The organism is Amycolatopsis sp. NPDC101161, assembly GCF_044768185.1.
GTDB lineage: Bacteria > Actinomycetota > Actinomycetes > Mycobacteriales > Pseudonocardiaceae > Amycolatopsis.
On the sequence record NZ_JBIWPI010000001.1, the window covers coordinates 1617382 to 1642182 of the forward strand.

The following is a 24801-nucleotide window of genomic DNA, read 5'->3' on the forward strand; positions in this document are numbered from 1 at the left end:
GCCGTTCGCCGGAGGGGTGGTTGCCGGAGCGGCCGGGTCCGTCCGCCGCCTCGCTTCACCCACGGTCGCCGCCGTCTTCCAGGGCTGAGCGCAGCCTGTCCGCCGCCGAGTCGCCGTGGTGGGCGAAACCCGTCTGCTGGCCCAGCATCGACGCGAACAGCTCCGCCTCCCGCTCCTCCGCACTCGAATACCCCGCGCGCCCCAAGACCCTCCGGACCATCGCCGGGTCCAGGTTCGGGAGCAGGACGTGGGCCTGCTCGGCCGGGGTGAGCGTCGCCGGGTAGTGGTCGCACAGCAGGTGACCGATCTCGTGCAACACGATGTGGTCCTGGTGCGGGGCGCTCGTGTGCTTCTCGTACGCGATCAGGTCCGTCGTCGGCGTCGCGATCCACAGGCCGCACACCTCCGACAGCCCGGGCAGCGCCAGCAGCCGGATCGGGCGGCCGCGTCGCTCGCCCAGGGCCGCGCACAGCTCCCGGACGTCGAACGTGGCCGGCAGGTTCAGGTCCCGCAGCACCGCGGTGAACCGGTGCCGCAGCCGGCGCCGCCCGCGCCGGCTCATCGTTCGGCGTCGCTCGCCGGTTCGGGGAGGCCCTCGAGCTCGCGGACCCGGTCGACCATGTCGCTGATCGCTTCGAGGCTCTTCGCCGACAACCCGCGCGCGCGGAGGGCGATCTGCCGGACCGGCGCGTCGCGCAGCGCGCTGAGCAGCGTCAGCTCCGCGTCGATGCGCTCGGCTTCCGCGTCGTCGAAAAAGTACGCCGGGGGTACGCCGAAGAACGCGGCGAGCGCTTCGAGGTGCCGCTTGGTCGGGTTGTCGCGCAGGCCCTTGCGCAGCTGCCACAGGTAGGTCGCGGAAATCGTCGGGCCGCCCTGCGCGCGGATCGATTCGGCGACCTCGTCGAAGGTGTACTCGTCACCGTCGGCGGGGCGCACGACCCCGAACAGGTGATTCAGCTTCGCCGACAGTGTCCCCACGGCGATCTCCTCCGGCATGGCGCGAGTCTACCGTTGACCGCGTCGGTCACGTCAGTTTACGATCGCGGCCGAGTTCACCAACTGATGTGAATGGGCGAGGGGGCGGTTCACATTCCGAGGAAGCGCGCGAAGACGGTGACCGGACGGCTGGCCGTGGTGGGGGCCGCCGGACTGCTCTACGCCCACTGCATCGGAGGCGCCGGCTGCCCTGCGGGGCAGCGAACCTGAACTTCCGACGAACCCGTGGCGCTCGCCGCCGTCTCGACGCCGGCCTGCGGAACGCCACCACTCGTGCAGTTGACGCGTATAACGGTCTATACGACGGTGCTCACCGGATCCGGTCCGCCGGTGCCGGTCCCGCTGACGCGCATCGTCGCGATCAAGCGCTTCGGACCGGGGATCTGCGACGGGACCAGTCAATGACCGCCGGCGTTCGCCGCGGCGGATAGTGTGGGCCCGTGGCCGACGCTCCTCGCAGGACCAGTGCCCCGCGGGCGACCGACCGCCCCGGGGACGTCTCGCCGTTCGCGCTCGGCCTGCTGCTGCGCCGGGCGCACTGGCGCGCCGCCGCCGTGATGACCGAGGCGCTGCGGCCGCTCGGGATCGAGCTGCGGCACTTCGCCGTGCTGATCGTGCTGGCCGACCGCGGGCCCACCATGCAGCGGGACCTGGCGGACGCGGCCGGCTCCGACAAGGCCGGGATCATGCGGGTCGTCGACGACCTGGAGCGGCTGGGGCTGGCCGTGCGCAAGGCCGTGCCGGGGGACCGGCGGGTGCGGGCCGTCGAGATCACCCCGCGGGGCAGGGAACTCTTCGACGCGGCGCACCTGCGGGCCGAGCCGGTGGCCGAACGGCTGGTCGCCGACCTGGACGCCGACGAAACCGCCCGGTTGACGGAGCTGCTGACCCGGCTCGCCCATCCCTGCCGAGACTGAGCAGCCCCGCACGGAGACGGTCACGAGCCGCCGGGCGGTGCGGTCCTTCAGCGAGCGGCCGGTGCCGCGGGCGGTGCTGGAGCGCGTGCTGGCCGCGGCCGTCCACGCGCCCTCGGGGTCGAACCTCCAGCCCTGGCACGCTTTCGTGGTGACCGGCGCGCCGCTGGCCGACCTCAAGAAGCGGGCCGGTGAGCGCCTGGCCGCCGGCGATCCCTGGGATGAGCCGGAGTACGAGATGTACCCGTCCGCGCTGCCGTCCCCGTACCGCGAGCGCCGAGCCGCCTTCGGCGAACTGCGGTACGGCGCGCTCGGCATCGCGCGTGACGACTTGGAGGCGCGACAGCGGGCGGCGGCCGGGAACTGGGACTTCTTCGGCGCGCCCGCCGCCTTGTTCTGCTACCTCGACCGCGGCCTGTGCCGGCCCCAGTGGTCCGACGCCGGCATGTTCCTGCAGACCGTCATGCTGCTGCTGCGCGCCGAAGGGCTGCACAGCTGCCCGCAGATGGCGTGGGCCAAGTTCCACCGGACCGTCGCGGAGATCGTGACGCCGCCGGCGGAGCTGCTGCTCTTCTGCGGCATGTCGATCGGGTACGAGGACCCCGCGGCCGACCACTCCCGCACCGGCCGCGCGCCGCTCGCGGAAACCGTCACGTTCGTCGATTGCTGAGCTCGCGGTCGCCTGGGCCGGACGGCGGCATAACACCGCCGTGCCGCGGATCGCATACCCGCGCCGACCTGCCGCGATCCCGGGCACCCGCCGAAAGTCGGTGCCAGGCAACGGAAATCGCGGCTTAACCTCCGGGTCCCGCGGGCGGTCCTCGTCCGCCGAGGACGAGGAGACGCGCCGATGCGGAAACTGCTTGCCGTCCTGTGCTGTGCCGTCGTGACCCTGACCGCGGTGGCGGGGCCGGCGTCCGCGGCGGGGACCGTGCCCGGCCTCACCGGCGCCGCCGCGAAGGCCGCCGCCGGGTCGATGGCCGACCGGTTCCTCCAGCTGCGGCAAGGGAAAGCCCTCGCGCAGCGGCACACCTTCTGGGGTCCCGAACCCCAGCTCGCCACCAGCGCGGACGGGCTGGTGGTCACCCAGAGCGTCACGCCGTCATTGCGCATCTCGAACAGCAACGACGTCGTCTACGCGCCGACGATGAAACCGACCGGGCACTCGTGCGTCGAGGTCGTCACCGCCTACGGCCTCGGCGAGGCCGCGCAGGTCTGGGCGTGGGACTGGTGCCGCTCGGTGTCACCCGCCAAGGTCGTGCCGATCGACAGCGCTTTCCTCGCCACCTACACCAGCACCGTGGACGGGCACCCCGCCTACACCGTGCGGGAGGTCCGGACCAACGCGACGGCCAACAGCTGGACGGCGTCGCTGCGCAACGTCAAGACCGGCGCGTGGGACACGCTGTTCACCCAGAGCGGCAGTGACCAGAGCTCGCTGGACGAAGGCTGGGACATCTTCGAGCTCTACTCGACGCGCAACCCCGCGACGGGCAACGCGTACTACTGCTCCGACGCCCGCGGCGCGGTGTTCGAGTCCAGTTCGCTGCAGCTGCGCGTCGCCGGGAACTGGGTGAACGCGTCGCGGACGAACTCGCCGCTGAGCCCGACCGCGAACCCGCGGCCGGCGGACTACGACTGCTCGACGCTGCGCTTCGAAGTCCCGGCGCCGAACAGCACCTGGCGGGTCACCGTGTGAGCAGCAGCTCGCGGCCGCGTTCGTGCCACCAGGTGTCGAACGCGGCGCTGCAGCCCCGCCGGCCGGCGTAGCTCGCGACGACGGCCGCGTGGATCTCCTCGGCGTGCGCCGCGACCGGGGTGCCCGGCCGGTAGCAGAGCCGCAGCTCCTGCCACAGCGGCGCGCCTTCGATCGCGCGCACGGCGATGCTCGCCGGGCGGTCTTCGCGCGTCGCGAGCGCCGGGGCGACCGCCATGCCCGCGCGGACGAGGTCCAGCAGCGTCGCCAGGCACTGCGGCCGGTGCGGCTGGTCGAGCGCGACGCCGTGGCGGCGGCAGACGCGCTGCAGGTACGCCGACCAGCGCGTCGTCCCCGGGGCGTCGTCGGCCCACGGGTGCTCGCCGAGGCCGGCGAACGGGACTTCCCGCGCGCCGGCGAGCGGGTGGTCGGGCGCGAGGATCACGAACACCGGTTCGCGCGGGTGCACGACGAGGCTCTCGACGCCTTCCGGGACAACGGGATCGGGCAACGGCGGCAGGTAGACGAGCGCGAGGTCGAGGGCACCGGTGGCGAGCCGGTGCAGGGTGGCCGTCTCGTCCTGGTCTTCCTGGACGCTCACACCGTGGCTCCACGGCCGGTCGCGCAGCCACCGCGACACGGCGAGGTGCAGGAAGCCGCAGTAGCCGCCGACCCGCAGCGGCCCGGTGGGCGCGCGCTGTTCGCCGAGCCGCTCGGTCAGCGCGGACACGCCGGCGAGCACGGTCCGCGCGTCGGCGACGACGTCGGCGCCGAGCCGGGTGGGCACGCACCCGGTGGGGGAGCGGACGAACAGCGCCCCGCCGACGATCCGTTCGACGCGGCGCAGCAGCCCGGACAACGCGGGTTGCGAGACGTGCAGCAGGCGGGCGGCGCGGGTGAGGCTGCGCGTGTCGGCGACGGTCACGAGAGCGCGCAGGTGGCGCAGTTCCAGGTCCACGACGCCTCCCGGTGCCGTTCAGCTGGATCCAGAGTAGGCCCGGTGATCACCGGGGACATCCGACCTGAGTCGGGCGATGGCGGCCAGAGCGGCACCGGCGAGGGCGAGGCCGGTGCGGACCCAGTTCACGGCGTTCCACGTCGCCAGCGCGGAGGCGACCTCGCCGGGCGGGAACGCGGGGTCGAGCATCGCGGAGTTGGCGGGGACGAAGTAGAGCAGCAGCGCGAAGGTCCCGGCGAGGCACGCGGTCGCCGCCGCCCAGAGACGGGCCGGGCGGTGGTGCTTCGCGGCGCTGTACGTGGTGATGCCCAGGAAGATCAGGGACGCCAGTTCGAACGGGAAGACCGTCAGGCCGGTGATCGGCCCTTCGGTCGCGAAGCGGGCCAGGAACACCTCCGGCGGCGCGGCCCGCCAGGACGGCACGATGACGGTCTGGCTGAGCAGAGCACCACCCGCGAACGCGGCGGTGGCGGCCGTCGAGAGAGTCCTCATACCGCTTTGACGGGTCGCCGCCCGCCTCTGTGACGGGAGTCGACAAATCGTCAGCCGAACGCGGTGACGAGCTTGCCCAACGCGCTGCGGGCGGTCGCGGAGGTGTAGGGCCCGAGGGCGACGAGGGACGCGACGAGGGCGGCGACCTCGCCCGGCGTGAAGCTCATCGGCGAGAGCCGGGCCGGAATGGGGAGCCGGTAGCCGCCGCCTGTGCTGCGCTTGACCTCGATCGGGATGCCCGCCGCGCGCAGGCGCGTGGCGTCGCGCTCGATCGTGCGCACCGTCGTCCCGGTGCGCTCGGCCAGGGCCCGGCCGGTGACGAACCGGGGTGCCCGGGCGCGCATCTCCTCGATCAGTGCGTGCCGGCGCTCGACCAGCGGCACCGCCTGGTGGAGCTGGGTCATCCCCGGGTAGCGGCCGAAGCCGACGAGCCGGTCCTTGCGGATCCCCCTGACCGACGTGGCCGTGGCGGGAATCCGATCCTACGGTGACTCCATGCTCTCGATCCGTCCTGCCACGCGCTTCGAAGACGTCGCCGCGATCCTCAACCCCGGCGGGAACGACCGCGCCTGCTGGTGCCTCGCCTACCGGATCACCTCGGCCGAGTACAGCGCGTTGCGCGGCGAGCAGCGGGCCGACCGCGTACGCGGGCTCTGCGCGGGCGAGCCGGCGCCCGGCGTGCTCGCCTACGACGGCGAGACGCCCGCCGGGTGGTGCGGTGTCTCGCCGCGCTCGACCATGGAACGGCTGAAACGGTCGCGGACGATGCCTCCGCTCGACGACCTGCCGGTCTGGAGCGTCGTGTGCTTCGTGGTCCGCGCGCCCTACCGGCGAAGCGGGGTGTCCGCGGCACTGCTCGCGGGCGCGGTCGACTACGCGCGCGAGTGCGGTGCGCCGGCGGTGGAGGGCTACCCGGTCGACACCGAGGGCGAGCGCATCTCCTCGAGCGCGGCCCACGTCGGCACGACGACGCTGTTCGAGGCGGCGGGCTTCGAGCGCGTCCGCCCGACCGACGCGCGCGCCGACCGCCGGGTCCGCTGGCTCATGCGGCTCGACCTCCGCTGACTGCTACAGGTCCAGGACGACGTCCTCGCGCGGGCGGGAGCAGCAGACGAGCGCTTCGCCCGCCGCCGGGGCTTCGAGGGGTTCGGGGTCGTACTCCACGCCGCCCGACAGCACCGGTGTCACGCACGTGTGACACACGCCGGTGCGGCACGACCAGCGCGTCGGCACGTCGCACGCCTCCGCGAACTCCAGCAGGCTCGGGTACCGCTCGCTCCACGGCACCGTGAGCCCGCTGCGCGCGAACGTCACCGCGGGTCCGGTCCCCGTCGCGCCCGCGGGCACGTGCGGGGTATTCCGGACGACCCCGGTCAGCCCCGGGTTGATCGCCGACACCCCGCCGAACAGTTCACTGTGGACACGGGCCGCGTCGAAGCCCAGGGACACCAGGGCTTCCCGCATCGCCGTCATGAACGCGTCCGGGCCGCAGAGGTAGGCGGTACCGTCGGCCGGAAGGTCCAATGTGGACAGCTTGTCGAGCGTCAGGCGGCCGCTCTCCGCCGTGTGGAAGACGTGCTCGCGGCCGTGGGGCAGGCTCGCCACCAGCCGGTGGGCCTCGGCCGCGAAGGCCTGCTCGGCCGCCGTGCGGGTGGTGTGCACCCAGCAGACCTGCCGCGGGCTCCGGCGAACCGCGAGCGCGTGCAGCATCGCCAGGACCGGTGTCACGCCGATGCCCGCGGACAGCAGAACCACCGGCCGGTCGTCGTCGGCCAGGACGAAGTCGCCGCGCGGCGCCGCCACGTCCACCACCGCGCCCGGCGCCAGCTTCTCGTGGAGGTAGCTGCTGACCACGCCGTCCCGCTTCACGCTGATGCGGTACTCGCGGTCCGACGGCGCCGCCGACAGCGAGTAGCTGCGGACCGGCGCCGGGTCGCCCGCGCCGGGGACGCGCAGCGTGAGGTACTGGCCCGGCTCGGGCCGGGGGAGCGGCTCGCCGTCGTCGGCGGCCAGGTGGATCGACGCGACCGTCGTGCTCTCGGGCACCACCCGGGCCACGCGCAGCGGCCGGAACCCGCGCCATCCGACCGGCGGCGTTGCCTGCTCCGCGAGGAGGTCGCGGAACGACGCCTGCCAGCCGGGGCTCAGCGCGGGGATGTCGACGGCCTTGCGGAGCGCGTCGTGGTCGCGCCCCGGCAGGTAGAGCAGCGCGTCGATGTCGGCGACGCTCAGTTCGTGGCGGCCGGTCCGGGTGCGGACGATCTCGTCGCCCGCCCGGACGTGGCCTTCGGTGATGACGCGCAGGTAGAAGCCGGGCCGGTGGTGCGCGACCAGCAGCGACGGCATCCGCGGCTCGCCCAGGCGCATCCCGACGCGGAAGCACGTGACCCGCGGCTGGGTCACCTCGAACTCGGCTTCGCCGATCCGGTACCGGTCGCCGATGTGCACCTCGTCGTCGGGCAGGCCGTCGACGGTGAAGTTCTCGCCGAACTGGCCGTCCTCGAGGTCGTCGCGGCCGAGGAAGTCCCGCCAGTGCTCGTAGGACTGGCGCTGGTAGACGAGCACCGCGCGGTTCTCGCCGCCGTGGCCGCCCAGGTCGCCCTGGCCGTCGCCGTCGACGTTGAGCCGGCGCACCATCCGGCGCCCCTCGACCGGGTACTTGAAGATTCCCGTGTGGACGGTCCGCCCCTCCCAGGGCACGTCCCGCGGCATCCCGACGTTCAGCGACACCAACCGGGCCATGGTCGTCTCCTTCAGTCCGCCGCGGTCCGGGACCGCTGGTAGTGGCGCCGGGCCTTCATCCGGTTGCCGCACACGGCCATCGAACACCAGCGGGCGCTGTTGGGCTTGCTGTGGTCGATCAGGAACAGCCGGCACTCCGGGTTGGTGCACGGGCGCAGCCGGCCGGGGCTCGACTTGGCGAGCGCGTCCCACGCGAGGACGGCCCGCGCGGCAGCGGACCTCCCGGCCGGGACGTCGAGGACCCACTCGACGCCGTCGTCAACGAAGGTCGCCCGGTAGGTCACGTCGTCGACGAACCGGGCCGCGGCCGCCGGAGCCTCCTGGCCGCGCACGATCCCCTGCAGCGCGGCCCGCGCTTCGAGCAGCGCGCGGTGCTCGTCACCGGTGGCCGGCTGCCCGTGAGCGGCCAGCCACTCCCGGGCAGCCGCCGGGTCGGCCAGGTCGTCCTCGGGGACGCCGTCGCGCACCGGGGTCGTGTTGAGTAGATCCAGGAGCAGCATCTCGTCGGTCATCTTCCGCCTAACCTCCAAACTCACCCTTGACAGGTTACAGTACCGGTGCTTGCCTGTCTAACTATCAAAGTCGAGTAGAAGGGTTAGGCAGATGGGACTGGCCTGGCAGCAAGGACCACTGGCCACGCGGTCGGTGGGGCACTTCCTGGTCGAACAGCCGCTGCCCGAGCGGCTGCTGTTCGCCGAGCCGCTGCGGCGGCGGATGCGCGTGCGCTTCGGCGGCGAGTGGGTGGCCGACAGCGAGGACGTCGTCCTGCTGCACGAGCCCGGCCGTTACCCGGTGGCGTACTTCCCGCTCGCCGACGTCCGCGCCGACGTGCTCGCCGCGGAGAACCGGACGACGACGCACCGCGAGCTCGGCCCGGCCGAGTGGTTCACCGTCCGCGCGGGCGACCGGCAGGCGCCGCGCGCGGCGTGGCGGTACACCGGCCTGCCCGGGCACGCGGACGTGCTCCGCGACCGCGTCGCCTTCGCCTGGCGGGCGATGGACGCCTTCCACGAGGAGGACGAGCGGATCGTCGGGCACGCGGCCGACCCGTACCACCGCATCGACATCCGGCAGACCTCGCGCCACCTCGTCGTCCGCGACGGCGACCGCGTCGTCGCCGAGACCCGGCGCCCGGTCGTGCTCTACGAGTCCGGCTTCGCGCCCCGCTGGTACGTGCCGCGCGAGGACATCGACATGACCGCGCTGACGCCGGTCGAGGGCGAGACGTTCTGCCCGTACAAGGGACTGGCCGGCTACTTCGACATCGGCTCCGGCAAGCGCGCGGCCTGGTCGTACCCCGAAGCCTGGCCCGAGGTCGGGCGGGTGTCCGGGTTCGTGTCGTTCGAGCCGGACGTCGTCGACGTGACCCTCGACGACCGCAAGCTGGCCCTCGAACCGGGCCAGACCGTCACCCCGCACGGCGTCGACCGCGGCCTGGACCCCGACGAACTGCTGCTCCGGAAGGGAAACTGAGATGAGTGCGTTGAAGGACCGTACGGTGCTGGTCGTCGGCCGCGGCAGCGGGATCGCCCGCGCGGTGACGCTCGCCGTCCGCGACGCGGGGGCGAACGTCGTGGTCGCCGGTCGCGACGAAACCGTCCTGGCCGCCGCCTACGACGATCCGGGCGTCACGGCGGCCACCGTCGACCTGACCGACGAAGCCTCCGTCGCCGCGCTCGCCGAGCGGCTCGGCCGGGTCGACCACGTCGTCTCGACGGCGTCGGCCCGGGCCCGCGGCGCGGTGGGCGACCTCGCCCACGACGTCGTGCTCCGGTCGTTCGACGTCAAGGTGCTCGGTCCGCTGCTGCTGGCCAAGCACTTCGCGCCCCGGCTGCCCGAAGACGGCTCGTTCGTGTTCTTCTCGGGATCGTCGGCGCGCAAGCCCGCCGCCGGCATGCTCGCGGTCGGGGCCACGAACGCCGCGGTCGACGCGCTGACCCGGGGTCTCGCGGTGGAGCTGGCGCCGATCCGGGTGAACGCGGTGTCGCCCGGCACGATCGACACCGGCGCTTACGACGCTCTAGGGGCCGAGAAGAAGGCCGAGCTGTTCGCCGCGCGCGCGGCGACGAGCCCCGCGCGGCGCGTCGGCCGGCCCGAAGAGATCGCCGAAGCCGTCGTCTTCGCGCTCGGCAGTACGTTCCTGACCGGGGTCTCGCTCGGTGTCGACGGGGGTGAACCCCTTGTCTGAGCTCAGCTTGGAAGTCCTCACGCTGCCGGTCGCCGACGTCGACCGGGCCGTGCGGTTCTACACCGAGCAGGTGGGCTTCGGCCTCGACGTCGACTACGCGCCGCACGCGGGTTTCCGGGTCGTCCAGCTGACCCCGCCCGGGTCTGCGGCGTCGGTCCAGCTCGGCGTCGGCCTGACCGCCGCGGCCCCCGGCTCGGCGCGGGACCACTACCTGGTGGTCGCCGACATCGAGGCGGCCCACGAAGAACTGGCCGGTCGCGGCGTGCCGGTGGGCGCGCTGCGGCACAAGAAGTCCGTGGACTGGCAAGGGGATTTCGCGCCCGGCGTCGATCCGGACCGGCGTGACTACGCGAGCTTCTTCGACTTCGCCGACCCGGACGGCAACACGTGGACCGTCCAGGAACGCGGTCACCTCGCCCGGTAGGCGACGCCGCTCGCGTTCGGTGTCGTCCCCGAGTAGAGCCCGGTCGGGGACGTCGACGTCGACAGCGAGAACCACGCGTACCGCTCGACGTACGACTGCCCCTCCAGCATCGCCGTGGAGCGGGTGACGAAGTCCGTCTGCTGCGCCGACGACGGGTAGCGCGGGGCCGAGCCGGAGAAGTCGATCAGCGCGTACTCGGTCAGCCAGATCGGGAGGTGGTAGCGGTCGTGCACCCGCTGCAGGTACGACTGCAGCTGCCCGGTCGCCGCCGTCGAGAAGTCGCCGCCGTACCAGTGCAGCGGGATGAAGTCGACGCGGTAGCCGCGCGCGGCCGCGCCGCTCAGGAAGCGGTCGAGCCAGCCGCCCGCGACGTCGCCGCCGTACGCCACCGCGGGCGCGCCCAGCCTCAGACCGGTGGACTGCAGCCGCGGCCACAGGTCGAGCGCCGTCTCGACGGACATGCTCGCCTGGCCGGCCAGATCGGGTTCGTTGAAGGCCAGCAGCGTGCTGCCCGCGGCCTTCGCGCGGTCGAGCTGGTCCTGCGTGACCGAGTCCCGGCCCCAGATCATCGGCACGAACTCGGTGCCGGACGGGACCGCGATGCCCTGCGGGTCGGCGGCCCACGTGTAGAACCAGCGGGCCCCGACGTCCGCGAGCGCGGTGGCGGCGCCGGGGTAGGGGTTGGCGCTGACGCCCTTCTTGCCGGTGGCCGCGGACGCGGGGACCGCGAGCGCGAGCAGGACGACGGCGACGATGGCGAGCATCTTCTTCACGAGCCGCTCCTCGGTCGAAGGAGCCTCCTGGATAACGCCCGGCGCGCCCGGGCGGCAAGATCGCGGCGGCACCGGGGGTGCGCGGGGGAACCGGCCGTGCCCGATCAGCGGGCCAGGTGCTTGCGGACGTCCTCGGCCACGGCCGCGCGGCCGCTCATCCGGTACTTGGCCAGGATGTTGCGCACGTGCGTCTTGACGGTGTGCGGGCTGACGCCCAGCTCGCGGGCGATCCGCTCGTTCGGCAGGTCGCTGCCGAGCAGCACCGCGACGCCCTGTTCGGCGGCGGTGAGCGACCGGAACCGTTCCTCGGGCCCGTTGTCGATGTTGAGCGTCAGCTCGACGAGGTCCGACTGGAGCTGCTGGCAGTCGGTGACGATGCGCCGCAGGGCCTCGCGCAGCGCGTCCGCGTCCGGCTTCGCGAGGGCGTCCTGGGCCCGCTGCCGGACGTCGGCCACCCGCGACGACAGGAACTCGACGACGTGGTCGGCGGTGACCAGCGGCGGCACGCCGGCGGCGTCGGCGGGCAGCCGCCGCAGCGCGTCGACGTTTTCGGCTTCCGTCGTCAGCACGCGGGCGACCAGGTCGGCCAGCCACTCGAACGCGCGGACGGAGTTGTCGTCGAAGGTGTGCGGCCGGTAGCTCTGCATGGACATCATGCCGAAGACCACCGGCTCGCCCGTGCGACCGCGGCGGAACAGCGGCGTGGTGACGGCGTCGGCCGACGCGCGGCTGGTGTCGCCGGACGCGACGCCGGCGTTGAGCGCGGCGCCGCCGTCGTACTGCATCCGGTAGGTCTGGCGGTGCTTGAGGAGCCAGGCGGCCTGGCCGTGCGGGCCGTAGATGTGCGACGCCGGATCGGTGTACATGCCGCCGTCGTAGCCGTACGGGTAGCGGACGCGGTTCGCGCCGTGGAAGAAGCCGACGTAGAAGTGGTCCAGGGGAACGATCTTGCTCATCACGGCCCGGGCGTAGTCGTAGAGACCGTAGTGGTCGCCGCGGTAGTTGGCGTCGATCTTGTGGAACGCCTCCCGCAGGATCAGCGTCGTCTCGGCGTCGACCCGCAGCCGGGCCCGCTCGTCCGGGTCGTCAGGTGGCACCCGGCCATCATCCTCCCGGCGCGCCCGCGCGATGAGGCCGCGCGCGGTTTCCGTCACCCCGCGAGCGATGGAACCGCGGCCGGTGCGCTGCCACCGTGGACGGGTTCACCGAACGAGGGAGGAGTGCCGTGGAGACCCATTCAATGCGAATCCCGTCAGCGCCGAGCCGATTCCGTGCGAATTCACCGTGATTCGGCGAAGAACCGCCGGATGATTCGCCGGACCATTCCCGGAAACCACCGTCAGTGCGCGGTCATGTGCGGCAGGAGGTGCCGGAGCGACTCCGACGGTTCCAGCCCCAGTTCCTCGCGCAACGTCCCGCGGCACTGCTCGTACTGGTGCTGGGCCGCCGCGCGGTTGCCGGCCGCGAGGTGGGCGTCGATCAGCACGCGGTGCGCGCTCTCCCGCAACGGTTCCGCGCGCACCGCGGCGAGGCCGGCCGCCACCGCCTCGCCGTGGCGGCCCGCCGTGGTGAGCCGCTTCGCCATGGCCTCCAACGCGTACAGCCGCAGCTGGTGGTACTGCTCCTGCTCGATGAGCACCCACTCGTTGTCCGACCACTCGGGCAGCAGGTCGGCCGACAGGTCGTCGCGGGTCCGGCGGTTCAGGATGTCGTCGCACAGGCACGACTTGTCGAGCAGGCGGTGCGCGCGCGTGACGGCGTCGTGGATGTCGACGCTGATGTTGCCCGCCAGCGCCATTTCGTGCACCGACGCGTCGATGACCTGGTGCCCGCTGCGCGACGCCCGCCACAGCGACGAGCGCAGGTTCGCGTTGGCGCGGCTCGTGGTCGCCTCCGGCCACAGCGTTCTCGCCACGTACGTGCGGGTGCGCGGGCGGTCCTGCAGCGCGAGGAACGCGAGCAGCCGCTGCGCGCTGAACGACAACGCCACCGGGTCGTCCGCCACCAGGAGCGTGAATCCCTTCAGCAGCCGCAATGTCACGATCTCTGTCACGTCAGTGCGCATCGGCTCCCCAACCTACGCCCGCCACCGATCGGATCGACCCCACCGCACGGCAATTCGCGACCCGTGTGGGAAACGTTACGCGAATTATCGATCGAGTGGCGTCGACCAGGCGTCACGAAAACGTCATCGGGCCTGATCCGAGCTCGTCCAGCCAGTTTTGCACGGCCGCGAGCACCGCCTCCGCGGACGTCACCGCGAGCGGTTTCGGCTCGGCCGTGCCGACGGTGGAGAGGATGCGCACGCGCAGCTCGCCGGCCTGGCCGCCTTCCAGCCAGGCACGAAGGACCATGCTGCCGGACCGTTCCTCGGGAGCCTCCACCGACGCAGGATGCGCGCCCGCCTGTCACCGCCGCGTCGCCACCCCGTCAACGTGCGGGCGGGGAACGCCGTGGTGACGCTCGCGCGACGCGTTGATCGCGGCCCCGCCACGCCACCCCTGCGATGCTTCGCCGCGGCTGGCAGGGGAGGACTGGCATGGGCGATTTCGGCGTCGTCGCCGACGTTTCGACGATCATCGTGGACCGGCTCACCGAGGCGCTGCGCGGGCTGGACCCGGCCGAGCCGCCGACGGCGGTGCTGAGCGACCTCGAGGACCGGCCGAGCCGGGCGACGCTCACGGTGTTCCTCTACGAGGTCGCCGAGGACCCGACGTCACGCAACCGCCCGCCGGTCCGGTCGCTGCCGCCGAACGCCCCCACGAGCCGCAAGCCGCCGATGGCGCTGCTGCTGCGGTACCTGATCACGCCGTGGGGCGGCAGCCAGGAGACCCAGCACCAGATGATCGGGCGCGCCCTGCAGGTGTTCTACGACGACGCGATCTGGACCGGCGAGGAGCTGACCGGCAGCATGGCCGGCACCACCGAGGCGCTGCAGTTCACGCTGACGCCGCTGACCCTCGACCAGAAGTCGTGGATCTGGTACGCGATCCAGAAGCCCTACCGGCTGTCGCTGAACTACGAGGTCCGGGTCGTCAACCTCGACTCGCTCGACGTCGCCGACCTGCGGCTCGTGCGCAGCCGGACGATCACCGGGGCGCCGCTGCCGTGATCCGCTACCCGGTCGGCACCTCGGTCCTGCACAGCCCGGCGTGGTTCGTGCCCTTCGACGAGTTCGCCCAGCGCCCGCGGGCCGCCGGTGTCAGCGCCGAGCTGGACCGCTTCGACCCGGACGGGAACGCCTGGGTGCCGCAGGACACCCCGGCGATCCGCACGCCGAGCGCCGCGATCGCCTACCCGGATCTGGGCCGGCGCCGGGGCCCGGGGGCGTTGCCCGAGCGGTTCCGGGTCCGGTTCGCCGCCACCGGGCTCGCGCCGCTGTACCCCGCGGACGGTACCGACTTCGACGCGGCCGTGGCCGGGATCGAGTTCGTCGCCGTCCCCTACGACGACACCACGCCGCCCGCCGTCGAAAGCGAGCCGCGCGTGGTGCGGCTGCTGCCGGGCACCGCGTACCCGTACGGGCCCGGCGTCCGCACGGTGTACGGCGTGGTCGTCGACGCGGCCACCCGGGCACCGGTCGGGAACGCGCTGGTCGAGGCCCGGGGCGTCACGATCCGCGACGGGATCGCGTGGCTGGAGCGGACGCTGACCGACGCGGCGGGCGCGTTCCGGCTCGCGCTGCGCTGGGAGGGCGAGCCGGCCGCCGGGCCCCCGCCGGTGCAGGTCTTCCACCTCACCGCCACCGAGCGGCCGGGGCGGACCGGGGCCGTCGAGGTCCGGCTGCCCACCGGGCGGAACGTCCGGCACGTCATCGAAATCGCCGAGCACTGAGCACCGAGCAGTAGAAGGAGCCGAAACCATGCCCGAGTACCTGAGCCCCGGCGTCTACGTCGAGGAGGTCGACGCGGGGCCGCGGCCGATCGCGGGGGTGAGCACCAGCACGGCGGGCATGGTCGGGGTCACCCAGCGCGGCCCGACCGACGGGAAGCCCAAGCTGGTGACGAACTTCCTGGAGTTCCGGACGACGTTCGGCGGGTTCCTGCCCGAGCCCGACCCGGCGATCCGGGACGCCTGGGCGAACAACCCGACCGAGGGCGGCCGCTGGTGGCTGTTCCCGCTGGCGGTCAAGGGGTTCTTCGACAACGGCGGCCAGCGGCTCTACGTCAAGCGGGTCGCCAGCCAAGCCGCCGAAGCCGCTTCCGGCACCCTGGGCACGGGGCTGGTCAGCGCGATCACCCAGGACGCCGCGGCGGGGGCCACCACCCTGCAGCTCGGGCACCTGGTCGGGTTCACCGGCGCGGACGACATCACCGTCTTCCGCGGCAGCGACGACGTCGAGATCGGCCACGCGACGATCACCGCGTACAACGCCACCACCGGGCGGGTCACCCTCGGCACCGCGCTGACCTCGGAGGTGAAGGCGGCTCGCGGGGACTACGTCCAGAAGGACCGCGCCGGCACGCCGAGCCTGCGGTTCTCCGCGTCGAGCCCGGGGTCGTGGGGCAAGGCGGTCCAGGTCCGGATCCAGCCCTCGGTGAGCGCGTCGCTCCCCGCGCTGCCCGACCCGAACGAGGGCGCGCTGTTCATCACCGCGCTCGCCGCCGAGGCCGGCGAGGACTCCCCGTCGATCCAGGTCAACGCGGTACCCGGGCTCGACCCCGGCCCGCTCCCGGACGAGGTCTGGATCCTGGTCGACGACCGGCGGTTCCCGGTCACCGTCGCACAGCCCGCGGACGGCAAGGTCACGCTGACCTTCCCCGACGGCACCACGCACGCGCCGTGGAAGGCCGGTCTCACCGTGCGCCGGGTGCGCCTGGCCAACGCCGGCGCCGGTCCCCGGCTGCGGATCAGCGGATCGAGCCGGCTGTACGAAGGCGCGGCCACGCAGCTCGACACCGGCGACCGGCTGAGCACGCTGAACGTCGTGTCGGTCGGGCCGGACGACGTCGTCACCTTCGACGCCGACACCCCGGACAAGGTGTTCGAGACGGCCCGGCTCCGGCTGGTCGAGTCCACTGTGGACACGCGGTTCACCGACCCGGGCGGCGGCTCGGTGACCGAGACGTTCCGCGACCTGCGCCTGCTCGGCGACGCACCCGGCAGCGTGGTGGGCACCCTGGCGAGCCGGTCGCGGCTGGTGCGGGGCACGGCGCTCGACGGCCTCAGCACCGATCCCACGAAGTTCCCCACCCCCGGGACCGGTTCGTGGATCAGCCTCGCCGACGACGGCGACGACGCGTTCGCCGGCCTCGACGTGGGGGACTTCGTCGGAACCGACGGCGGAAGCGGCAAGCGCACCGGCATCGTGGCGCTGGAGGACATCGACGAGATCGCCATCTGCGCGGTCCCGGGCGTGTGGGCCGGCACCGTCGAGTCGGCGCTGGTCACCCACTGCGAACAGCTCAAGGACCGCTTCGCCGTCCTCGACCCGCAGGACGGCCTCGACATCGAGGGGATCCAGGCGTTCCGGGAGCCCTTCGACACCAAGTACGCGGCGCTGTACTACCCGTGGCTGGTCGTCAACGACCCCTCGGCCAACCAGTTCGTCGAAGTGCCGCCGTCGGGGCACATCATCGGGATCTACGCCCGCACCGACGTCGAGCGGGGCGTGCACAAGGCGCCGGCCAACGCGGTCATCCGCGGCATCCGGCTGACCGACGGCATCGCCCAGGACGTCACCAAGCGCCAGCAGGACGTGCTCAACCCGCGGGGGATCAACGCGCTCCGGTTCTTCCCCGGCCTCGGCCAGCGGGTCTGGGGCGCGCGGACGCTGTCCTCGGACACGTCGTGGAAGTACGTCAACGTGCGCCGGCTCTTCCTGTTCCTCGAGGAGTCGATCGACGAGGGCACGCAGTGGGTCGTGTTCGAGCCGAACGACGAGTCGCTGTGGGCGCTGGTGCGCCAGACCGTCGCGAACTTCCTCACCACCGTCTGGCGCAGCGGCGCGCTCGCCGGCACGACCGCGGACGAGGCGTTCTTCGTCCAGTGCGACCGCTCCACGATGACCGACGACGACATCGCCAACGGCAGGCTCATCTGCGTGATCGGCGTGGCGCCCGTGTTCCCGGCGGAGTTCGTGATCTTCCGGATCCAGCAGAAGACCCGCGAGCCCCAGCTCGTCTGACCACTGAAAGGCAACGGACATGCCACCTGTCACGCGGGACGACCCGTATGCCGCGTACAACTTCCTGGTCATCGTGACCAACGTCAGCGACGACGGAGTAGCGGTGAGCGGTTCGTTCACCGAAGCCAGCGGGTTCGACATCGAGCTGCCGGTGATCGAGTACCGCACCGGCAGCGAGGACATCACCGTCCGCAAGCTCGTGGGCTTGAAGAAGTTCCCGAGCGCGCTGACGTTCAAGCGCGGGGTCACCGGCCACGTCGGCTTCTGGAACTGGGTGAAGGAGGCCCTCGACGGCCGCGTCCGGCGCACGTCCGGCTCGGTGGTCATGCTCGACGAGAACCGCCAGGAGGTCATGCGCTGGAACTTCGACCGGGCCTGGCCGACGAAGTACACCGGACCGTCGTTCAACGCGACCAAGAACGAGATCGCCATGGAGACGCTCGTGCTGGCCGTCGAGAGTTTCGTGATCGACGCGTGATGACCAGCCCGGCGCTTCCCGGCGTATCCCTGACCTTCGAACGCGCGGCTTCGGACGACGAACCGCTGCGCACGGACGTGGCCGTGTTCCTCGGCCGCACCCGGCGCGGCCCCGTCGGCCGGCCCGTGCGCGTCGAGAGCTGGAACGACGTCGTGGGCGAGTTCGGGCCGCCGGACGGCACGGCGGCGACACCGTACGCGCTGCGCGGGTTCTTCGAGAACGAGGGCCGCACGGCGTGGGTGGTGCGGGTGGCCGGGGCCGCCGAACCGGCGAGTGCACTGTGGACGGACGGCTTCCTCGTGGTGGCCGCCAGTCCCGGGGCGTGGGCCAACGGCGGCCGGGTCACCGTGCGGTACCGGGCCAGCAGCGTCGCCGGACCGCCGGCGGTCACCGTGCGCGTGCTCGTGCCCGGCGAGCCGGCGGAGATCTTCGCCGGCCTGGCGCCCGGGGAGGTCGTCGACCGGGTCGCCGCGTCCCGGCTGATCCGGGTGGTCCCGGTCGGCGGGACCGACCCGATCCCGCCGGACGCGCCGATCTCGCTCTCGTGGGACCTGACGCTCACCGGCGGCACGGACAGCCCGCCCAGCCGGGCCGACTACGCGGCCGCCGTCACCACGCAGGCCGAGCTGCCGGAACCGGCGCTCGTGGCCCTGCCGGACCTCGGCACCGACCTGACCGGCGACGACCACACCGGCCTGGTGCTGGACCTGCTGGGCGCCGTGGCGCCGCTGCTGGACCGGCTGGTGCTGCTGGACGTCCCGCCGGACAAGTCCACAGTGGACAAAGTGCTGGCTTGGGCGGGCGCGCTGGCGGACTTCGGCGACGAGGCGCTGCTGGCCGCGGCGGCGGTGTACCACCCGCCGCTGCGGGCGCCGTCGCTCGAGGGCCCGGGGCTGCGGACCGTCCCGGCCTCCGGGCACGTCGCCGGGCTGGTCGCGCGGCTCGACGCCGAGCGCGGCCCGGCCTGGACCCCGGCGAACGCCACGCTGCTGGACGCCGTCGACCTCGACGTCGAATACCCGGAAGAGCAGCAGGTCCGGCTGTTCGAGGGAGGCGTCGACCTGGTGCGGTGCGTGCGCGGCCGCGGGCTGGTGGTGTGGGGCGGGCGGACGCTGTCGGCCGACCCGCGCCGGGTCTACGTCGCCCACCGCCGGCTGCTGCACCTGCTGGTGCGGGCCATCCGGCGGGCCGCCGCGCCGCTGGTGTTCGAGGTGAACTCGCCGGAGCTGCGGCTGTCGCTGGTCCGCGCGATCACCTCGGTGCTGCTGGAGGCGTTCCGCACCGGGGCGCTCGCCGGGACCCGGCCCGAGGACGCGTTCCGCGTGGTGTGCGACGAGACCAACAACCCGCCGGAGCAGGACCCCGGGCAGGTCGTCTGCGAGATCGACGTCGCGCCGGCCGTGCCGATGGAGTTCCTCGCGCTGCGGCTCGTGCTCGGCCAGGACCGCGGCCTGGAGGTGATCGAGCGGTGACCACCCCGGTCGAGCAGCTGCTCGCGGTGAACGAGCCGCTGGGCAAGTTCCGCTTCCTCGTGACGCTCGCCGCGGCGGACGTCTACCTGCCACCGGCGCAGGCGCAGCTGCTGCCGGTCGTGGCGGCGGGCGCCTTCCAGGAGGTCACCGGGATGGGGGCGCAGCTGGAGGTGGTGACCTACGCCGAAGGCGGCCGCAACGACTCGGTGCACCGGCTGCCGCTGCGCCACTCGTGGAACCCGATCACCCTCAAGCGCGGCGTGGTCCGCGACCGGCTCCTGTGGTCCTGGTACGAGACCGGCCTGCACGACTCGCTGGGCGCCCGCCGCGACGGCGCGGTGATCATGCTCGACGAAGCGGGCCGGCCCGCGAAGTCGTGGATCTTCCACGGCGGCCTGGCCGCCAAGTGGACCGGCCCGGACCTGCACGCCGAGCAGAACGCGGTCGCGATCGAGCAACTGGAAATCGCCCACGAGGGCCTGACGGCCGTTCTCTAGGAGAGACGGCGCTTTGAGGAGAAGCAGCGTGCCCAAGAACCTGATCATCCACAACCTCGAGGTGCGGTTCCAGGTGGACGGCGACGACGGGGCCCTGTTCACCCGCCTGTTCAACAAGCACATCCAGGCCTGGTCACGGCTCTACGAAGACGAGTGCGCGCGGGCCGAGCGCAGCGACGAGGACCGCAGGCTCGGAGATCCGGGAGGCCGCCGGTGAGCACCACCCCGTTCTCGCTGGTCAGCCAGGGCGCCGACGCGCACCTGGAGATCGAGCAGCCGGCGAACCCGCAGGACGTGCCGAAGCGGATCCCGCTGAGGTTCAACCCGACCGAGTACAAGCTGAGCAAGACCAACACCTTCGCCGAGATCACCATCCCCGGTCTCGAAACCCCGCCCATCCAGTACATCCGCGGCGGCAGCGAGTCGCTGTCGGTGCAGGCGCTGGTGGACACCTCCGACACGCTCGACGACGTCCGCAAGTCCTATGTGGACAACATCCGCAAGCTGATGCGGCCGCAGAACACGCTGCACGCGCCGCCGATCGTCAGGTTCGTCTGGGACAAGACGGTGTTCCGGGGCGTGGTGGAGAAGCTGGACGTCAACTACGTGCTGTTCGCCAAGAACGGCGTGCCGCTGCGGGCCCAGCTCGACCTCACGCTGAAGGAGTACCGGCCGGCCAAGGAGCAGGCCAACGACCCGCCGCGGTCGTCGCCGACGGTGGAGAAGAGCTACGTGGTGCGCCGCGGCGACACGTGGGACCGCATCTCCGCCGCCGTCTACCGGCGTCCGGACGCGTGGCGGGAGCTGGCGCGCGCCAACGGGATCGCCGATCCCCGGGACCTGCGGCCGGGGCTGGTGCTGACCGTGCCCCGGCTGCCGTGAGCGGGGGTGTGCGATGACCGCGCCCGCGGGCACCCGCCCCGAGATCGCCGACCCGGACCGCTACGCGCCCGGGTTCGAAGTGGTGATCGACGGCCTCCAGGCCGACCCGACGACCCGCAACGACATCCTCGACATCAAGGTGCACCGCGACCTCGACGAGATGTCCGGCTTCGACCTGGAGCTGAACAACTGGGACGACGTCACCTTGAAGTTCAAGCACAGCGACTCGGGGCAGCTGCAGATCGGCACGCGCGTGTCCGTCCGGCTCGGCTACGCCGACCAGCTGCTGACCGTCGGCACCGGGACGATCAGCACGCTCGCGCCGAAGTTCCCGGACGGCGCGTCGCCGACCGTCTCGATCACCTGCGTGGACGGGATGCTCGCGCTCAAGGACCGCAAGCCCACCAAGGAAGAGGACAAGAACTTCGTCGGCAAGACCGACTGGGAGATCGCCGAGCAGATCGCCCGGCGCAACAAGCTGGCGTTCAAGACGACCCACGAGGGCCCGCGCCACGACCTCGTCGTGCAGAAGAACCAGTCCGACGCGCAGTTCCTGGTCGAACGGGCGAAGCGGATCGACTTCGACTGCTACATCCTGCCGGACCCGAAGACGGGCGAGCAGACGCTGTACTTCATCAAGCCCACCGACGGCCGCGACAGCGCTCCCATCCGGGTGTTCCGGCTCGCCTACAGCCCCGGCCTGGCGACCGGGCCGAGCGGGCAGCCGGCCGGCCTGGTGCCCAACCTGATCGACTTCACGCCGACGATGACCGTGTCCAACCAGGTCAGCAAGCTCACCGTGCACGGCTGGGACCCGGTGAAGGCCGAGCCGATCGAGTACGTCGCGACCGCGAACGACCTGCCCGGCGGGCAGAACCAGAGCGACGGGCAGAGCGGGCCGGAGGCGGCGGACAGCGCGGCGGGCGGGCGGCAGGAGGTGGTCGTCGACGCGCCGGTGCTCAGCCAGGAAGAAGCCAAGGAGCTGGCCATCGCGCTGCTGCGGGAGCGGGCGTACGAGTTCATCACCGCGACCGGCCGGGTGGCCGGGCTGCCGGAGCTGCGGCCGGGGGACAACCTGGAGATCTTCGGCCTCGGCAAGCGGTTCACCGGCACCTACTTCGTCAAGCGCGTCGAGCACGCCCTCAACTCGAGCGGCTTCTTCACCACGTTCACCGGCCGGAAGATCTTCCAGGGGGAGAAGAAATGACGGCGATGCCCCGGGCCATGGCGACCGACCAGCGCTTCTACGGCGTCGCGCCGGCGGAGGTCGTGCAGAACGACGGCGACGACGAAGGCCGCGTGAAGGTCAAGTACTACTGGCTGGACGGCGGCGCGTCGATCAGCCCCTGGATCCGGGTCAGCCAGCTGTACGCGGGCCCCGGCTACGGCTCGGTGTTCGTGCCCGAGGTGGGGGACGAGGTGCTCGTCGCGTTCTTCCAGGGCGACATGCGCCAGCCGTACGTGCTCGGCGGGCTCTACAACGGCAAGAAGAAGCCGCCCGTCGCGCACCAGGGCGGCGTCGACCAGAAGGTCATCCGCACCAAGGCCGGGCACCGGATCCTCTTCGACGACAAGGAGAAGGAGATCACCATCAGCACCGCGTCCGGCGCGACGGTGGTGCTCAAGGACAGCGGGGAGATCACCCTCGAGGCGAAGACGGTGACCGTCAAGGCGTCCGACGTCGACCTCGGCGGCGGCTCGACCGAACCGGTCGTGCTCGGCAACGCGCTGCTGCAGGCGTTCGTCCAGCACACCCACCCGGCCCCGGGCGGTGCCACCGGCCCAGCGACGCCGCTGCCGCCGTCGGTGCTCGCGAAGAAGGTGAAGGCGACGTGACCGAACCCTTCCTCGGCACCGGCTGGCGCTTCCCGATCCTGCCCGACGAGGCCGGCCGGCTCGCCTACGCCGCCGGCGAGACGAGCATCGAGCACTGCCTGCGCGCGCTGCTGCTCACCGCCACCGGCGAACGCGTGATGCGGCCGGAGCTCGGCACCACGGTGAGCGAGTCGGTGTTCGCGCCCGGCAGCGTGCAGAACCTGCGCGAGCTGGAGCGCTCGATCGCCGACGCGGTGCGCGACTTCGAGCCGCGGGTCGAGCTCTCGAGCGTGCTGGCCGAAGCCGGGCCGGCCGACGAATCCCACGTCACCATCTCGGTCGAGTACCGGATCCGGCGCACCAACACCAAGGCCAACCTGGTGTTCCCGTTCTACCTCGGGATGACGGGACCGACGCCATGACGCTGCCCGTGCCGAAGCTCGACGACCTCACCTGGGCCGACCTGATGGCGGCCGTCACCCGCCGCATCCCGGCGGAGTCGGACGGCACGTGGACGCTGCACGCGCCCGTCGACCCCGGCGTCACGCTGCTGGAACTGTTCGCGTACCTGCTGGAGCAGCGGCTCTACTGGCTGGACCAGGCTCCGGACGAGCTGGTCGTGGCGATCCTGAAGCTCCTGGGTGTGGACCCGCCGCGGCCCGCGCAGCCGGCGTCGACGGTGCTCGCGCTGACGCCCGAGTCCGACCTCGTCGCCGAGGTACCCGCGGGGACCGTCTTCGCCCGCGACCCCGCCGCGGCCATCCGGTTCAGCCTCGACGACGACGTCACCGCGTTCCCGCTCGACGGCCGGGTCGCGGTCTTCACCGACCGGGATCGCACCGCGGATCTCGTGGCCGGGCGCGGCGTCCCGCTGCTGGCGAGCGACGGTTCCGCCGCGTCGGCCCGGTTCACGCTGCCGCTGGCCGGTTCGCACCCCACGTCCGGCTGGCTGTCGGTGCTGTTCGAGCTGGACTCGGAGGTGCCGCCGTCCTGGTCGCCGCTCGCGGCCCCAGCCGGTCCGCCCGCCGAGCTGACCTGGTCGTGGTTCCGCCCGAGCGGTGACGCCGCCGGTGAGTTCGACGGGGTCGAGGACGGCACCGGCGGGCTGCGGCGGTCCGGGGTGGTCCGCCTGCGGCTGCCGGCCGAGTGGTCCACAGTGGACAAGGGACTGGTGGTGTCGACCCCGGCGGCGACGTACGCGTCGGCGCCCCGGCTGCTGCGGCTGGCGGTCAACGTCTCGGTGGCCCGTCACCTCGAACACCGCACGGCCACCGGCTTCACCGACCAGACCGGTGAGTGGCTGAAGCTGCCCGGCCAGCGTCTCGTGCTGCCCGACGCGGCCGGCCGGCTGCTCACCGCGGCACTGGAGCTCGCCGGCGAGGACTGGACCCCGGTCCCCGACTTCGGCTTCGGCACCTCCCGCGACCGGATCTTCCTGCTGGACCGGGAAGACGGCGCGCTCGTGTTCGGCGACGGGCTCACCGGCCGGATCCCGCGTCCGGACGGCGCCACGGTCGTCGAGTACACGATCGGCGGCGGCCGCGACGGCAACGGCGGCGTCACCGGCAACTGGCTGCCCGTGACGGCGGATGCGCCGGTGCGCGCGGCGAACCTCGTCCAGGCCGACGGCGGCGCGGACCCGGAGACCCTGCCCCAGGCCCGCGACCGGGCCGCGGGCGCGCTCGGCGAGGTGACTCGGGCGGTCACCGCGGAGGACTTCGTCACGCTGGCGGTGACGACGCCGGGCGTGGCGGTCGGCCGGGCCTACGCCGCACCCGGCGAGCACCCGGGCTTCCCGTGCGCGCGGGTGCCCGGCGCGGTCACCGTCCACATCGTCCCGTCGGTGCCCGCCGGCGCCGTGGCCGCCCCGGAACCGGACCCGGGCATGCTGCGCGCGGTCGCGGACCGGCTGGCCTCGGCGCGGTTGTTGACGGCCGAGGTGTTCGTCCGCGCCCCGGCGTACCGCGACGTGCGGTTGCGGGTCGACCTGTCCGGCACCCCGGCCGACCGGGTGAGGGTGTCCACAGTGGTCGGTGACGCGCTGCGCCGGTTCCTCGACCCGCTGGTGGGCGGCGACGAGCAGTCGGGCTGGCCGTTCGGCGAGGCCCTGCGGCCCTCGGCGTTGCTGCGCGCGGCCCAGCAGGCCCTCGGCGACTTGGCGGACGTGACGGCAGTAGCGATCGGCATCGACGGCGCCGACCCGACGGAGACGTGCGACGACGTCGAGTTGCGCGCTGTTGATCTGCCGGTGGTGCGAGAGGTGCGGACGCACGTGGTGCCCGCCGTCGAGCCAGGGGAGGGCTTGCTGTGAATGAGCGGATCCGAGCACTGCCCGACCGCCCCACCG

At 72.6% G+C, this 24801-nt stretch carries 31 protein-coding genes; 20 read left to right on the top strand and 11 right to left on the bottom strand.

Annotation, left to right across the window (positions count from 1 at the left end; genetic code table 11):
- Positions 1-55: 55 nt before the first annotated feature.
- The gene (locus tag ACIRSS_RS07935; RefSeq protein ID WP_400891956.1) at positions 56-562 is read right to left on the bottom strand and encodes a hypothetical protein; all 507 of its coding nucleotides are present in this window, start codon (positions 560-562) and stop codon (positions 56-58) included.
- The gene (locus tag ACIRSS_RS07940) at positions 559-996 is read right to left on the bottom strand and encodes a helix-turn-helix domain-containing protein (RefSeq protein ID WP_400891959.1); all 438 of its coding nucleotides are present in this window, start codon (positions 994-996) and stop codon (positions 559-561) included. Before ACIRSS_RS07940 ends, ACIRSS_RS07935 begins: the two co-directional genes overlap by 4 nt.
- A gap of 225 nt (positions 997-1221) precedes the next feature.
- Between ACIRSS_RS07940 and ACIRSS_RS07945 the strand changes: the two genes are divergently transcribed.
- From ACIRSS_RS07945 to ACIRSS_RS07960, 4 genes are all read left to right on the top strand, one after another.
- Positions 1222-1401: a hypothetical protein gene (locus tag ACIRSS_RS07945; protein ID WP_400891961.1), complete on the top strand. Its 180-nt coding sequence runs from the start codon at positions 1222-1224 to the stop codon at positions 1399-1401.
- Positions 1402-1436: 35 nt separating this feature from the next.
- Positions 1437-1913: a MarR family winged helix-turn-helix transcriptional regulator gene (locus tag ACIRSS_RS07950; protein WP_400891964.1), complete on the top strand. Its 477-nt coding sequence runs from the start codon at positions 1437-1439 to the stop codon at positions 1911-1913.
- Positions 1897-2580: a nitroreductase gene (locus ACIRSS_RS07955; protein WP_400893409.1), complete on the top strand. Its 684-nt coding sequence runs from the start codon at positions 1897-1899 to the stop codon at positions 2578-2580. Before ACIRSS_RS07950 ends, ACIRSS_RS07955 begins: the two co-directional genes overlap by 17 nt.
- 180 nt (positions 2581-2760) lie before the next feature.
- Positions 2761-3609 (top strand): carbohydrate-binding protein, encoded by an 849-nt coding sequence (locus tag ACIRSS_RS07960; RefSeq protein ID WP_400891966.1) that lies wholly within the window; start codon positions 2761-2763, stop codon positions 3607-3609.
- On the opposite strand, the gene ACIRSS_RS07965 is transcribed toward ACIRSS_RS07960, so the two are convergent.
- The 3 genes from ACIRSS_RS07965 to ACIRSS_RS07975 are packed head-to-tail and all read right to left on the bottom strand — an operon-like array spanning position 3599 to position 5460.
- Positions 3599-4564 (bottom strand): LysR family transcriptional regulator, encoded by a 966-nt coding sequence (locus tag ACIRSS_RS07965; protein WP_400891969.1) that lies wholly within the window; start codon positions 4562-4564, stop codon positions 3599-3601. The two genes, ACIRSS_RS07960 and ACIRSS_RS07965, sit on opposite strands and share 11 nt — an antisense overlap.
- Positions 4565-4582: 18 nt before the next feature.
- On the bottom strand, positions 4583-5056 hold the full coding sequence (locus ACIRSS_RS07970; protein ID WP_400891971.1) for an anthrone oxygenase family protein: 474 nt from the start codon (positions 5054-5056) through the stop codon (positions 4583-4585).
- Positions 5057-5106: 50 nt separating this feature from the next.
- On the bottom strand, positions 5107-5460 hold the full coding sequence (locus ACIRSS_RS07975; protein ID WP_400891973.1) for a helix-turn-helix transcriptional regulator: 354 nt from the start codon (positions 5458-5460) through the stop codon (positions 5107-5109).
- Positions 5461-5551: 91 nt separating this feature from the next.
- Here ACIRSS_RS07975 and ACIRSS_RS07980 point away from each other — a divergent pair, with 91 nt between their 5' ends.
- Entirely contained in the window at positions 5552-6121 is a 570-nt protein-coding gene (locus tag ACIRSS_RS07980; RefSeq protein WP_400891975.1) for a GNAT family N-acetyltransferase, read from the top strand.
- A 3-nt stretch (positions 6122-6124) separates the two neighbouring features.
- Here the strand turns inward: ACIRSS_RS07980 and ACIRSS_RS07985 are convergent, their stop codons facing one another.
- Positions 6125-7798, bottom strand: coding sequence for an MOSC domain-containing protein (locus ACIRSS_RS07985; RefSeq protein ID WP_400891978.1), 1674 nt, complete (start codon positions 7796-7798; stop codon positions 6125-6127).
- Positions 7799-7809: 11 nt separating this feature from the next.
- The gene (locus ACIRSS_RS07990) at positions 7810-8310 is read right to left on the bottom strand and encodes a CGNR zinc finger domain-containing protein (RefSeq protein WP_400891980.1); all 501 of its coding nucleotides are present in this window, start codon (positions 8308-8310) and stop codon (positions 7810-7812) included.
- 91 nt (positions 8311-8401) lie between these two features.
- Here ACIRSS_RS07990 and ACIRSS_RS07995 point away from each other — a divergent pair, with 91 nt between their 5' ends.
- Genes ACIRSS_RS07995 through ACIRSS_RS08005 form a run of 3 tightly spaced genes read left to right on the top strand, consistent with a single transcriptional unit; the run spans position 8402 to position 10410 of the window.
- Complete coding sequence (locus tag ACIRSS_RS07995) at positions 8402-9271, top strand: DUF427 domain-containing protein (protein WP_400891983.1); 870 nt, start codon at positions 8402-8404, stop codon at positions 9269-9271.
- 1 nt (position 9272) lies between these two features.
- Entirely contained in the window at positions 9273-9986 is a 714-nt protein-coding gene (locus ACIRSS_RS08000) for an SDR family oxidoreductase (protein ID WP_400891985.1), read from the top strand.
- The gene (locus tag ACIRSS_RS08005) at positions 9970-10410 is read left to right on the top strand and encodes a VOC family protein (RefSeq protein ID WP_400891988.1); all 441 of its coding nucleotides are present in this window, start codon (positions 9970-9972) and stop codon (positions 10408-10410) included. Before ACIRSS_RS08000 ends, ACIRSS_RS08005 begins: the two co-directional genes overlap by 17 nt.
- Here ACIRSS_RS08005 and ACIRSS_RS08010 read toward each other — a convergent pair.
- From ACIRSS_RS08010 to ACIRSS_RS08025, 4 genes are all read right to left on the bottom strand, one after another.
- Positions 10395-11174: a glycoside hydrolase family protein gene (locus ACIRSS_RS08010; RefSeq protein WP_400893411.1), complete on the bottom strand. Its 780-nt coding sequence runs from the start codon at positions 11172-11174 to the stop codon at positions 10395-10397. The two genes, ACIRSS_RS08005 and ACIRSS_RS08010, sit on opposite strands and share 16 nt — an antisense overlap.
- Before the next feature lie 113 nt (positions 11175-11287).
- A complete protein-coding gene (locus tag ACIRSS_RS08015) occupies positions 11288-12280 on the bottom strand; it encodes a response regulator transcription factor (protein WP_400891990.1) in 993 nt (330 codons plus the stop codon).
- Positions 12281-12522: 242 nt separating this feature from the next.
- On the bottom strand, positions 12523-13248 hold the full coding sequence (locus ACIRSS_RS08020; RefSeq protein ID WP_400891992.1) for a BTAD domain-containing putative transcriptional regulator: 726 nt from the start codon (positions 13246-13248) through the stop codon (positions 12523-12525).
- Positions 13249-13360: 112 nt separating this feature from the next.
- Complete coding sequence (locus tag ACIRSS_RS08025) at positions 13361-13567, bottom strand: hypothetical protein (RefSeq protein WP_372661925.1); 207 nt, start codon at positions 13565-13567, stop codon at positions 13361-13363.
- 155 nt (positions 13568-13722) lie between these two features.
- On the opposite strand from ACIRSS_RS08025, the gene ACIRSS_RS08030 reads away from it, so the two are divergent.
- The 12 genes from ACIRSS_RS08030 to ACIRSS_RS08085 are packed head-to-tail and all read left to right on the top strand — an operon-like array spanning position 13723 to position 24765.
- The gene (locus tag ACIRSS_RS08030; RefSeq protein ID WP_400891994.1) at positions 13723-14295 is read left to right on the top strand and encodes a DUF4255 domain-containing protein; all 573 of its coding nucleotides are present in this window, start codon (positions 13723-13725) and stop codon (positions 14293-14295) included.
- A complete protein-coding gene (locus ACIRSS_RS08035) occupies positions 14292-15017 on the top strand; it encodes a carboxypeptidase regulatory-like domain-containing protein (protein ID WP_400891997.1) in 726 nt (241 codons plus the stop codon). The genes ACIRSS_RS08030 and ACIRSS_RS08035 overlap by 4 nt, the downstream gene beginning before the upstream one ends.
- A gap of 28 nt (positions 15018-15045) precedes the next feature.
- Positions 15046-17310 carry a phage tail sheath family protein gene (locus ACIRSS_RS08040; RefSeq protein ID WP_400892000.1) on the top strand — a complete coding sequence of 755 codons (2265 nt, stop codon included), beginning with the start codon at positions 15046-15048 and terminating at the stop codon, positions 17308-17310.
- 19 nt (positions 17311-17329) lie between these two features.
- Positions 17330-17788: a phage tail protein gene (locus ACIRSS_RS08045; RefSeq protein WP_400892002.1), complete on the top strand. Its 459-nt coding sequence runs from the start codon at positions 17330-17332 to the stop codon at positions 17786-17788.
- Positions 17788-19260, top strand: coding sequence for a phage tail sheath subtilisin-like domain-containing protein (locus ACIRSS_RS08050; protein WP_400892004.1), 1473 nt, complete (start codon positions 17788-17790; stop codon positions 19258-19260). The genes ACIRSS_RS08045 and ACIRSS_RS08050 overlap by 1 nt, the downstream gene beginning before the upstream one ends.
- Positions 19257-19757, top strand: a complete 501-nt coding sequence (locus ACIRSS_RS08055) for a phage tail protein (RefSeq protein ID WP_400892006.1) — start codon at positions 19257-19259, stop codon at positions 19755-19757. Before ACIRSS_RS08050 ends, ACIRSS_RS08055 begins: the two co-directional genes overlap by 4 nt.
- Before the next feature lie 28 nt (positions 19758-19785).
- Entirely contained in the window at positions 19786-19974 is a 189-nt protein-coding gene (locus ACIRSS_RS08060; protein WP_400892009.1) for a putative phage tail protein, read from the top strand.
- Entirely contained in the window at positions 19971-20639 is a 669-nt protein-coding gene (locus tag ACIRSS_RS08065) for a LysM peptidoglycan-binding domain-containing protein (RefSeq protein WP_400892010.1), read from the top strand. The genes ACIRSS_RS08060 and ACIRSS_RS08065 overlap by 4 nt, the downstream gene beginning before the upstream one ends.
- 13 nt (positions 20640-20652) lie before the next feature.
- Entirely contained in the window at positions 20653-21846 is a 1194-nt protein-coding gene (locus ACIRSS_RS08070) for a phage late control D family protein (protein ID WP_400892013.1), read from the top strand.
- Positions 21843-22475: a phage baseplate assembly protein V gene (locus ACIRSS_RS08075; protein WP_400892016.1), complete on the top strand. Its 633-nt coding sequence runs from the start codon at positions 21843-21845 to the stop codon at positions 22473-22475. The genes ACIRSS_RS08070 and ACIRSS_RS08075 overlap by 4 nt, the downstream gene beginning before the upstream one ends.
- The gene (locus ACIRSS_RS08080; protein WP_400892018.1) at positions 22472-22876 is read left to right on the top strand and encodes a GPW/gp25 family protein; all 405 of its coding nucleotides are present in this window, start codon (positions 22472-22474) and stop codon (positions 22874-22876) included. The genes ACIRSS_RS08075 and ACIRSS_RS08080 overlap by 4 nt, the downstream gene beginning before the upstream one ends.
- Positions 22873-24765 carry a baseplate J/gp47 family protein gene (locus tag ACIRSS_RS08085; RefSeq protein WP_400892021.1) on the top strand — a complete coding sequence of 631 codons (1893 nt, stop codon included), beginning with the start codon at positions 22873-22875 and terminating at the stop codon, positions 24763-24765. Before ACIRSS_RS08080 ends, ACIRSS_RS08085 begins: the two co-directional genes overlap by 4 nt.
- Positions 24766-24801: the final 36 nt, after the last annotated feature.